The 10025-nt window shown below is 72.1% G+C and carries 11 protein-coding genes; 4 read left to right on the forward strand and 7 right to left on the reverse strand.

Annotated features, from left to right (window positions below; genetic code table 11):
* The first annotated feature begins 26 nt into the window (after window positions 1-26).
* Window positions 27-593 (forward strand): SecDF P1 head subdomain-containing protein, encoded by a 567-nt coding sequence (locus A3IG_RS32055; protein ID WP_158676923.1) that lies wholly within the window; start codon window positions 27-29, stop codon window positions 591-593.
* 20 nt (window positions 594-613) lie between these two features.
* Here the strand turns inward: A3IG_RS32055 and A3IG_RS0121205 are convergent, their stop codons facing one another.
* From A3IG_RS0121205 to A3IG_RS0121220, 4 genes are read right to left on the reverse strand one after another with little or no spacing between them, the layout of a single operon-like run.
* A complete protein-coding gene (locus A3IG_RS0121205) occupies window positions 614-1855 on the reverse strand; it encodes an NAD(P)/FAD-dependent oxidoreductase (RefSeq protein WP_018385601.1) in 1242 nt (413 codons plus the stop codon).
* Window positions 1852-2049 (reverse strand): ferredoxin, encoded by a 198-nt coding sequence (locus tag A3IG_RS0121210; RefSeq protein WP_018385602.1) that lies wholly within the window; start codon window positions 2047-2049, stop codon window positions 1852-1854. The genes A3IG_RS0121205 and A3IG_RS0121210 overlap by 4 nt, the downstream gene beginning before the upstream one ends.
* Before the next feature lie 54 nt (window positions 2050-2103).
* Entirely contained in the window at window positions 2104-3018 is a 915-nt protein-coding gene (locus tag A3IG_RS0121215; RefSeq protein WP_018385603.1) for a pyridoxamine 5'-phosphate oxidase family protein, read from the reverse strand.
* Window positions 3019-3064: 46 nt separating this feature from the next.
* Window positions 3065-3520, reverse strand: coding sequence for a VOC family protein (locus A3IG_RS0121220; RefSeq protein WP_018385604.1), 456 nt, complete (start codon window positions 3518-3520; stop codon window positions 3065-3067).
* 153 nt (window positions 3521-3673) lie between these two features.
* Between A3IG_RS0121220 and A3IG_RS0121225 the strand changes: the two genes are divergently transcribed.
* Window positions 3674-4243 carry a CGNR zinc finger domain-containing protein gene (locus A3IG_RS0121225; protein ID WP_018385605.1) on the forward strand — a complete coding sequence of 190 codons (570 nt, stop codon included), beginning with the start codon at window positions 3674-3676 and terminating at the stop codon, window positions 4241-4243.
* A 118-nt stretch (window positions 4244-4361) separates the two neighbouring features.
* Here A3IG_RS0121225 and A3IG_RS0121230 read toward each other — a convergent pair whose 3' ends face one another.
* On the reverse strand, window positions 4362-4556 hold the full coding sequence (locus A3IG_RS0121230) for a hypothetical protein (protein WP_018385606.1): 195 nt from the start codon (window positions 4554-4556) through the stop codon (window positions 4362-4364).
* Between the two features lie 583 nt (window positions 4557-5139).
* Here A3IG_RS0121230 and A3IG_RS0121235 point away from each other — a divergent pair.
* Window positions 5140-6357: an acyltransferase family protein gene (locus A3IG_RS0121235; RefSeq protein ID WP_018385607.1), complete on the forward strand. Its 1218-nt coding sequence runs from the start codon at window positions 5140-5142 to the stop codon at window positions 6355-6357.
* On the opposite strand, the gene A3IG_RS32885 is transcribed toward A3IG_RS0121235, so the two are convergent.
* A complete protein-coding gene (locus A3IG_RS32885) occupies window positions 6343-6777 on the reverse strand; it encodes an ATP-binding protein (protein ID WP_157862356.1) in 435 nt (144 codons plus the stop codon). The genes A3IG_RS0121235 and A3IG_RS32885 overlap by 15 nt on opposite strands.
* 262 nt (window positions 6778-7039) lie before the next feature.
* A complete protein-coding gene (locus A3IG_RS0121245; RefSeq protein ID WP_040912078.1) occupies window positions 7040-8200 on the reverse strand; it encodes a PP2C family protein-serine/threonine phosphatase in 1161 nt (386 codons plus the stop codon).
* Window positions 8201-8362: 162 nt separating this feature from the next.
* On the opposite strand from A3IG_RS0121245, the gene A3IG_RS0121250 reads away from it, so the two are divergent.
* Complete coding sequence (locus A3IG_RS0121250) at window positions 8363-9649, forward strand: GNAT family N-acetyltransferase (RefSeq protein ID WP_051087584.1); 1287 nt, start codon at window positions 8363-8365, stop codon at window positions 9647-9649.
* Window positions 9650-10025 lie beyond the last annotated feature (376 nt).

Below are 10025 nucleotides of genomic sequence, written 5' to 3' on the forward strand. Positions count from 1 at the left end.
GGATGGGACGGTTACGGGGGCGGGTTGTGAAGCGGAGTTCTGTTCTGGTCGCGGTGGCGCTGGCGGTGGCCCTCGCGGGGTGCGCGGGGGACGACGACCGGGACGACGCCCGGACGCCCACTCCGAAGGGGCCGGTCGCCTTGGCCCATCCGCTGCGGTTCGTGCCGGTGGAGGCCGTCTCAGCCGAGCCGTGCCCGCCCGGTGCGGCTCCCCCCGCCCTGACGGACGACCGGACGGGTGGCTGCCTGACACCCGGTGAGGCTGGCGGGATGACCGTCGTGCGCACCGAGCACGCCGAGGCGATCAACGACGTGACGAACGGCAACGGCTGGACGGTCCGGGTCACCCTGGTGGACGAGGACGCACAGCGGTTCGCTGACCTCACCGCGAAGGCCGCGCGGAACCCCCCACCGCGCAACCAGATCGCGATCGTGCAGGGAGACCGTCTGCTGTCGGCCCCGCAGGTGGTCTCGGCGATCACTGGCGGCGAGGTGGACATCTCAGGCGGGAGCACCCGCGAGCAGGCGGAGGAGCTGGCGCGGGCGCTGGGTGCGCCGGCCCAGCCCTCGGGTGGTTCACCGTCGCGCTCCTGACCGCTCCCGACCGGGCGGGTTCATCGAGGGCCGCGTCGAGCCGGAACGGGCCGGTCCCGACCGGTGGCCTCGTTCCCGCGGCGTTGGAGTTCCTGCCGGTAGGCGGCGAGACGCGCGGTGCGGCCGATGGTGAGGGCTCCCACGAGCCGCCCCTGGTGTTCGTAGGCGACCTCGAGGCGTCCGGCGGCGGGTTCCCGTTCCACGACCCTGACGGTGTCGGCGAGTGCCGGGAGCCCGACGGAGCGTATCCGGGCGCCGTGCAGGTCCGACCAGAACGAGGGGACGCCGCGGAACGGTTCTGGCCGGTCGGGGTGGAGCAGGGTGCGTGCCGCCGCCTCTCCCTGCTCCGCGGCGTTGGTCCAGTGCCCGAGCAGCAGGTGCCGGCCGCCGGCGAGGGGGTGCGGGACGCTGGCGACGTCGCCCGCCACGACGACGCCGGGGGCGACTGTTCCGTCCTGGCGCAGGGCGCGCAGGTAGGCGTCGCAGCGTATGCCCGCACGGATGTCGAGGCCCGCCCCGGCGAGCCAGCGGGTGGCCGGCACCGCGCCGAGGGCCAGGACGGCGGTGTCGGCGGGCAGGCGTGACCCGTCGGAGAGTCGCAGCGCGACGAGCCGGCCCCGCTCGGCCTCGAAGGCCTCCACGGTGGTGCCGGTGCGCAGGTCGATGCCGGCTCCCCGGTGGAGCGCGGCTACGTGGGCTCCGACCTCGGTGCCGACGGCGCCCAGCAGGGGCTGTTCTGCGGCCACCAGGAGGGTGACGTGGGCCCCGCGGGCGCGGGCGGCGGCGGCGACCTCGCTCCCCAGGAAGCCACCGCCGACGACCGCGGTCCTCCGGCCGGGGCGCAGTTCGCCCCGCAGTCGCAGCGCGTCGTCGAGGCCGCGCAGGGTGAGGACGCCGTGCGGTGGGGGACGGTGGCCGGGCCAGCTCCTGGCCACCGCTCCGGTGGTGATGACCAGGGCGTCGTAGGGGACGGCCGTGCCGTCGCTGAGGTTGACGGTGCGGTGTTCGATGTCCAGGCCGGCGGCCGGGCGGCCCAGGAGCCACCGTGCGTGCAGGTCGTCCCGGACGGGCAGCGTGGTGTCGGGGGGCGGGCCGGTGGCGGTGAGGACCTGCTTGGACAGGGGCGGCCGGTCGTACGGAGGGTGTGGCTCGGCCCCGACGATGGTCAGGGTGCCGGCGAAGCCACCGGCACGCAGGGCCTCGGCTGCGCGGAGGCCGGCGAGGGAGGCGCCGACGATGACGAGTTCGGCGGGGACGGTCATCGGGCGCCCGGGGTGACGGTGATGGCGCGGACGGGACAGGAGGCCGCGGCGCGTTCCACCTTCTCCAGCAGGGAGTCGGCGGGTGAGGGGTCGTGCAGGAGGCGGTCCTCGTCGTCGAAGGAGAACACCTCGGGCGCGGCGAAGACGCACTGGCCGTGGCTCTCGCAGAGGTTCATGTCCACGGTGATCCGCATAGCTGCTCCGGTTCGGGGGGTCGTGCGGGGAGGGCGGGGCGGGCGGGGCGGGTCTCAGCGCACCGGCGGGTTGAAGCGGGAGAAGTGGGGGGCGCCCCAGCGCAGGGACGAGGCTCCGGCGATCTCGCGCACCGTGGTGATGCGGAACTCCACCATGCGTGGGACACCACGGTCTCCTGGGGTCGTCCCGTCAGCCCACAGGGTCTCGGCGGTGCCGGTCAGGTGCAGCGTCGTGCCCGTCTCCCAGTGGGGTACGAGCAGCCCGGCCGCCGGGTTGGTGGCGAGGTTGCCCAGGGTCAGGAACATGTTGTTGCCCGGGTAGTCGGGCCAGCGCAGCAGGGTCGGTGACGGGACGTCGACGAAGCCGGGGTTGCCGCCGCGGTGGGAGGCGTCCGCCTCGCCCGTGTCGGAGGCCGTCGCGACGAAGAAGGTGTCGGCCGAGCGGACCACGCGCTGCTGGGCCTCGGTGAGCGCGGAGCCGTCGGTGACCGTGCGGGTGTCGGGCGAGGGCCCGGCGGTGCCGTGGACCTGCCTCTTCTGGATGTACTTGGGGCAGTTGGCGATGACCTGGTCGAGTTCGACGCGCAGGCCGCGACCGTGGGGGACGGCGCGGCCGTTCATCCGCATCCGGCGCCGGGTGGCGGGTTCGATGGCGATCAGGCCCAGGTGGACCGGCGCCGGGGGGTCCGTGAGCGTCCCGAGGAGCGGGTCCCCCGGTGCGGGCAGGGCGTCGATGGTGAGGCTGCGCGGGGTGTCCGCCCGGAGGAAGCCGGGCGGCCCGGTCAGCATGGTCGCCCAGACACGGCCGACCGGGTCCGTGCCTCCCAGGACGAGCAGCGGTTGTTCCGCGAGGAACGCCGCGGCGACGTCCGGGATCGTGTCCCCGATGCCGCCCAGGGAGAACGTGGCCTGGCTGGTGAGACCGGCCCGGGCCTGCACCGCGGTCTCGCCTCGGTGGTACTCGGCCATGGGATGTTCCTTTCCGGGGGGCCTGGGCGGCGGCGGGGGTGGGTGCCTAGAAGAAGCCGCAGGTCGGCGCGCCAGGTGTGGGTGCCGCCACCGGGTCCGCGCCGGTGGGCGCGTAGATCTCCAGCCGGATGCCGTCGGGGTCGTAGAAGAAGATCCCTCCCGAGGTCTCCCCCTCGCCGTGCGGGACGACGCCGTCGTGGGCGAACTCCGCACCCATGCCACGCAGTACTTCGGTGGCCGCGTCCACCTCGGCGGGGGTGTCCACCTGGAAGGACAGGTGGTGAAGACCGGGGGAGTCGGTACGGAACGCGCCGTCGCTCTGCTGCCACAGGGTGACCATCAGCCGGTTCTCCCGTCCGAGGAAGGCCCAGCGGCGGCCCTCCTCCCGGCCCTCGGCCATCACTTCGACGTCGAGGACCGCGCGGTAGAAGGCGAGCGAGCGCTCGAGGTCGGTGACGTTCAGGCCGACGTGGCCGGTCTGCAGCGAAACGATCTTGGTCATGTCGATTCCATGCCTTCGACTCAGGATCACAGGGAGGTCCCCGTAACCAGTGATACGGACTTTAAGGGTTAGATGCCCGGACCGTCAACCAGTGATCTCCGTTTGGTCGGTTAGGGTTGGACGCCGAGCGTCCCGCGAGAGGAAGTACGCCCCGTGCCACCAGCCCCCGCCGACCCCCGACCGCTGACCGGCGAGCCGCTCGCCATCGACCTGCTCAACACCCGCTGGATCGACACCGAGGGGTTCCACGACCTGCTGGAGGACGTCCAGGGGCTCGCCGTCTGGCTCGACAGCCCTCCGGTGCGCCAGGCGCTTGGCGGGGCCGGGGTCCGCGCCGACGCCGCCACCCTGCGCCCGCTGCTGCAGACCCGGGCGGCGCTTGACGCACTTGTCGACCAGCGCCCCCCGTACCGGGCGGACGCCGTCGCGGGACTCAACTCCGTCCTGGATCACGGCCGGATCAGACACCGGCTGACGCCGGAGGGTCCGGCGACCGACGTCGAGCTGGACGCCCCGTCATGGCAGCCGGCCTGGGCCGCCGCCGTTGACTTCCTCCGGTTGCTCGCGGAGCGCCCCGAACGCATCCGCCCGTGCGCCAACCCCAACTGCGTCCTGCACTTCTACGACGTGTCGAAGAACGGCAACCGCCGTTGGTGCTCCATGGCGGGTTGCGGCAACCGCGCCAAGGCCTCGCGGCACTACGCCCGCAGGAGCCAGGGGTGAGGTTTCGCTTCCCGACGCCGGCCAGCCCGTTCCGGATCGACCGCCCTCCGCGTCGCCGTGCCGCCGGGGGACGCGTGGTTCGCTGACCTCACGCGGTCCGAGCATCCCGGGTCGGGAATCAGAACTTGATCTCGCCGATGGCCTCGATGACGGAGTCGCAGAGCCGCTCGATGGTGGGCGCCATTCCGGTGGACGCCAGGAAGAAGCCGAAGAGCACGGCGACGATGGCCGGCCCGGCCTTGATGCTCCCGCTGCGCAGCATGAGGGCCAGCACGATGGCGAGCAGCAGCACCACGGAGACGTTGATGGCCACGGCGGATCACTTCCTCGGTCGAGCGGTCTTTCCCGGGGGCGCGCCAGCAACGCACCTGTCGAACGCCGCCGTCCCACAGCCCCCGTCGCACCATCGTGCCACCGCTCGAGGACGCCCCCGACCGGCGGGGGAACGCCAAACCCCCCTGTAGTCAGGACAGTTGGCGAACGCGTCAGTAGCACTTCGGGGCGGGCGCGGAAATTCCCAGTGATCACGCCACCGTTCCCACATGTGGAACAGGCCGGTATTCACCAGAGGTTTCTCACCTGCCTCCCTAATCACGGAAGACCCTCACGCCCCACCCGCTCAAACAAGGACAAAACGCCGAACCTGACTATACCATGAGCGACATATCCGGTGATTGATTTCCTGATGATCGGCATACTGGTCGGCGTTCACCGAGGTCAGGAGAAATTCCGCGACGGAGCAGCGACAAACTCCCGGGACAGGGCCCCCGAAAGCGTGGCGGGAAATTTGCCCCACCAGATGCCGGGAGTATGGTGAAGCAGATGTTCCACGCCCTTTGGACCAGACTTGTCAGCTCCTCGCGGCCCGCTCCCCCACCCCGCCGGTGGGAGGGCCTGTGACCCAGGGCGTTCCCCACCGCCTCGCCGGACGCGGCAGGTTGCTCCCCTCCGCCAGGTCCGGCCCCGGACGACACGCGGCGCACCGGGCCCCGCCCGCGGCCGGGGGCGGATCGACCGGACAGCGCGACCCCTTCTTCGACAACGCGAAGCTGTTCGCGATCGCGCTGGTGGTAGCCGGTCACTCCTGGGAGCCGCTCACCGACGGCAGCCGGGCGGCCAAGGCGCTGTACCTGCTGGTGTACGCGTTCCACATGCCGGCCTTCATCGTGATCTCGGGGTACTTCTCGCGGAGCTTCGACTCCCGCCCCGACCGCGTCCAACGGCTGATCAGCGGCGTCGCGATCCCGTACCTGGTGTTCGAGACCGCCTACAGCGTCTTCAAGCGGTACGCCGACGACGACCCGGCCCACCCCGTCAGCCTGGTTGATCCGTGGTACCTCACCTGGTTCCTCGCCGCCCTGTTCGTGTGGCGACTGACCGCGCCCATCTGGCGGGTGGTGCGTTGGCCACTGCCGCTCGCCGTCGCGGTGGCGTTGCTCGCGACCACCTCCAACCTCGGCGACGAGCTGGACCTGCAACGGGTCTTCCAGTTCCTGCCGTTCTTCGTGCTGGGTCTTCGCCTGGGTCCGGAGCACTTCGCCCGGGTGCGCAGCCGGCCGGCACGGCTGGCCGCGGGACCGGTGTTCGCGGCGGCGTTGGCGTTCGCCTACTGGATCGCCCCTCGGGTGGACCGGGCGTGGATGTACCACCGCGAGAGCTCGGACGACCTGGGTGTGTCCCGGTTGGCGGGGGCGGCGACGACCCTGTTGACCCTGGGCTGCTCCACCGTGCTGACGGTGGCGTTCCTGGCACTGGTGCCCACCGGTCGGAGGTGGTTCACCACGCTGGGGACTGGCACGCTCTACGCGTTCCTGCTACACGGGTTCCTGGCCAAGGGGTCACGCTACTGGGGCTGGTACGACAACGGCTTCGCCGAGTCGCCGCCGGGAGCGGTCGTCATCACCGCCATCGCGGTGACCATCGCGCTGGTCCTGTGCAGCGCGCCGGTGCGGAGGCTGTTCCGACCCGTGGTGGAACCCCGACTTGACTGGGCGTTCCGCCGGGGACCGGGGCGCGCCGGCTCACGCGCCCGGCCACGCTCCGGCGTGCGCGGTGCTCCCGAACGCCCCACACGGCACCTGGCCATCTCCAGGAGCGGGTCAGCAGACCCCTAGGACGCACCAGACGGCCTTCCCTCCGGGGGTGGAGCGCACCCCCCAACTGCCGCTGAGCGCCTGCACCAGGAACAGGCCCCGCCCGGCAGTGGCCGTGACCTCCGGCGCGGACGAACGCTGCCGCAGGGTCAGCGGGCGGCCGCCGTCCCGGACCTCGATCCGCAGCCACTCGTCGCGCCGGCCGAGCACCACCGTGAACTTCCCCGCCGGCCGGCCCCCCGCGTGCTCCACGGCGTTCCCCGCGAGCTCGGTGACCAGCAGCGCGGCGGAGTCCGCCGCCTCGCCCAGCACACCGTGCGACCGCAGCGCCTTGAGCACCGCCCTGCGGCACCGGGGAACGGAGGCCGCGGTCGCCGGGTAGGTCCAGGACCGCGCCCAGGGGCCGTGCGCACCTGAGCGGACTCCAAGGAAACCGTCCACGGCCGGAACCGGTCTCGGCTGGGTCTGTGGGCTCAACTGTTGCCCCCTGCGGTCGGATTCACACGCTCGGGCCTGAGGTGACGAGCACCCAGACATGAACACTCTAAGCAATCATTCCACTGCGATGAGTGACGATCTGGGATATTCACACGGGCACACGCCTTCGACTGTCAATTCCCCACGTCAACCGGACCGCGGCGAGCGGGGCCCGCGGGTCCGGCGCGCCACGGACGGGAGGCCCGACGGGCGCCCCTGCGGGAAGTCACAGGCGGCAGATCAGCAGGATGGCCCGGTCGTCGTTGACGTCCTTGGCCACGGCGTCTATCAACCGCCAGGCGGAGTCCTTGAAACCACGGGTGACATAGCGTTCGGCCTCCCCGACCAGCCGGTCCACCCCGTCGATCAGGTCCCGGTCGGCGGCCTCCACCATCCCGTCGGTGAACAGCATCAGCACGTCACCCGAGCGCATGGTGCCGCGCACCCCGTCGAACTTGGCGCCCTCGTAGACCCCGAGCAGCGGCCCCTCGGCCGACTTCTCCTCCCAGCGGCCGGAGCCGGCCACCAGGTGCATCGCCGGGAGGTGTCCGGCGGAGAGCAGTTCGTAGTCGCCCGTGTCCAGGTCCAGGACCAGGTGCGCCGAGGTGGCGAAGCCCTCCGCCCACTCCTGTCGCAACAGGTAGCCGTTGGCTGCCGGCAGGAACTCGTGCGGCGGCAGCGAGCCCAGCAGCCCGCCGAACGCGCCGGAGAGCATCAACGCCCGCGAGCCGGCGTCCATGCCCTTGCCGGACACGTCGGTGAGCACGGCCTCGAACACCCGCCCGCCGGCGGTGCGGGTGGCGACCAGGAAGTCACCGGAGAAGGACTGACCGCCGGCCGGCCGCAGCGCCATCTCGGCGTGCCAGCCCTTGGGCAGAGCGGGGATCTGGCTCTGCACCCGCAGCCGTTCCCGCAGGTCGAACAGCATGGTGCCGCCCCCGCGCCAGGGCACGCCGACCCGGCTTCGGAACTGAGCCAGGGTCAACCCGGCACAGCCCACAGCGATCACGACCAGGATGCTGCCCGGAGCCACCCCGCCGCCGATGTCCAGTCCGCCGCCGGCCCGGTCCCATGCCTCCAGGTACACGGTCTCCACCAGCAGCGCCACCGCCACCAGGGCGTACAACAGCAACAGGCTCGACGGGCGGAGCATGATGCCGCCCACCACGACCGGCAGCACCACGGCCACCGGCGGACACCACGCGGGCGCCAGCAGCGTCCCGGCGACCAGGATGGGAACGGTCAACATCAGGGCGGCCATGGCCGTCCAGTCGGCCCCGTCCCCACGGAAGTAGTCCACCCCGGAGCGGCGCACCCGGCGCCAGGTCCGGCGAAGCGCCCTGCGTACCCGGGCCCGCGGGCCCTCCGCCGCCGCACTTACTGCCATGGTGGGCGACACTAGCCGCCTTCCCCGTACTCCGCACGGGAACATCACGGACGACCTGTGGTGAAAGCGGCAGTTCACGCCGGGCGCGTGAGAAGGGAACACGCCGGCCGTTCGCCGTAAAACAGTTCGCCAGGGGCGATGCCGCCCTGGTACTGAAGGTTCATGGGTACTCACACCGCCACCGGTCGGGGCCACGCCACCGACACACTGCCAGCAGGACTTGAGATGGGCACGATGCGGCCCGGGGGCTGGGACGCCTACTACGACGCCCTGGAGCGGGCCTTCGGCGGGGTTCCCGAGCCGGAGGAGTACCGGACGCTGTGGAACCGGCTGACCGAGCCCGAACGGACCCTCGCCGTCTACGACCAGGACGAGGTCGTGGGCACCGCGGGGGCGTTCTCCTTCCGGGTGTCGGTGCCCGGCGGGGCCGTGCTGCCGGCGGCCGGCGTGACGATGGTCAGCGTGCAGTCCACGCACCGGCGCCGCGGGCTGCTCAGCGCGATGATGCGGCGCCAGCTCACGGACGTACGGGCGATGGGTGAGCCGTTCGCGGTGCTCACCGCCTCCGAGCCGCCGATCTACGGGCGGTTCGGCTACGGGGCGGCGACGGAGCGGATGCTCCTCCAGGTGGACACCAGCCGGGTGTCCCTCCGGGTTCCCGAGGGCACGGACCAGGTGCGGCTGCGTCTCGCCGATCCCGCCAAGGCGTTGGACGCCTGCGAGGAGGTCTACGCCCAGCAGGTGCCGGGGCGTCCCGGGATGCTGGAGCGGCAGCCGGGCTGGGCCGAACTCGGCGTCGTGGACCCGGAGAAGGACCGGGAGGGCCACGGCGAACTCCTGTGCGTAACGGCCGAACGTGATGGGAAGTTGACCGGATATGCTCGATACGCGATCAAACCAGACTGGTCCTCCACGACAGGAGCCGCCTCCGGCACGGTGACGCTGCGCGACCTCGAGGCGCTCGACCCGGTGAGCTACGCGGCCCTGTGGCGGTACCTGTTCGAGGTCGACCTGACCTCCACGGTCGTCGCCCTCAACCGACCGGTGGACGACCCGCTGCTGCACATGGTCTCCGACATCCGGCGCTGCGGCGTCCGCGTCCGCGACGAACTGTACCTGCGCCTTGTGGACCTCGGTGCCGCGCTCGCCGGCCGCAGCTACGCGGTGCCGGTGGACGTGGTCCTCGAGGTGCGGGACCCGTTCTGCCCCTGGAACGAGGGGCGTTGGCGGCTCAGCGGGGACGCCGACGGGGCGCGGTGCGAGCGCACCACCGACCCGGCGGACCTGTCGCTGTCCGTGCGCGAGCTGGGCACGGTGTACCTGGGCGGCTCCTCCCTCCGCGCCCTGGCCGCGGCGGGCCGGGTGGAGGAACTGCGCTCCGGTGCACTCGCTCCCGCGGCACGGGCCTTCAGCAACGACCCGGCCCCCTGGAGCCCGCACGGCTTCTAGGGCGCGACGCCCCGGCGGGTACGGCTCCTGCTCGGTCCGGACCGCCGGCCTGGTCGTCCACGGCGCTGGCCCGGACATCGCAGCCGGGCCACGGCAGGGGCCCGGGTGACCCCAGGGCCTGTCTGATAAATCCCGCCTGGGTCGTGACGCCTGGCACGCACGCTCGCTGCGTTGTCGGGATCGTCCATGTACGCCCAGTACGAGGACGACCCTCCACCTTGCGATCGCACGCACCAGACGCCGCGACCCCCGCCCTCCGGGCGGACGACGCTACTCATCAGACAGGCCCTAGGGGCCGCACCGCCGTCGCGAGGGGAACGGGGGCGCCTGCTCCCTGCGGCGAAGGGGCTCAGGCCTTCTGGCAGGTGGGGCACCA

It is taken from the genome of Wenjunlia vitaminophila DSM 41686 (genome assembly GCF_000380165.1).
Classification (GTDB): domain Bacteria; phylum Actinomycetota; class Actinomycetes; order Streptomycetales; family Streptomycetaceae; genus Wenjunlia; species Wenjunlia vitaminophila.

What these genes read in the sequence shown, in the direction of transcription:
- A3IG_RS0121205 (WP_018385601.1), bottom strand. Translation starts at nt 1,855, where the DNA reads ATGACCGTCCCCGCCGAACTCGTCATCGTCGGCGCCTCCCTCGCCGGC.
- A3IG_RS0121250 (WP_051087584.1), top strand. Translation starts at nt 8,363, where the DNA reads ATGGGTACTCACACCGCCACCGGTCGGGGCCACGCCACCGACACACTG.
- A3IG_RS0121220 (WP_018385604.1), bottom strand. Translation starts at nt 3,520, where the DNA reads ATGACCAAGATCGTTTCGCTGCAGACCGGCCACGTCGGCCTGAACGTC.
- A3IG_RS0121215 (WP_018385603.1), bottom strand. Translation starts at nt 3,018, where the DNA reads ATGGCCGAGTACCACCGAGGCGAGACCGCGGTGCAGGCCCGGGCCGGT.
- A3IG_RS0121245 (WP_040912078.1), bottom strand. Translation starts at nt 8,200, where the DNA reads ATGGCAGTAAGTGCGGCGGCGGAGGGCCCGCGGGCCCGGGTACGCAGG.
- A3IG_RS0121210 (WP_018385602.1), bottom strand. Translation starts at nt 2,049, where the DNA reads ATGCGGATCACCGTGGACATGAACCTCTGCGAGAGCCACGGCCAGTGC.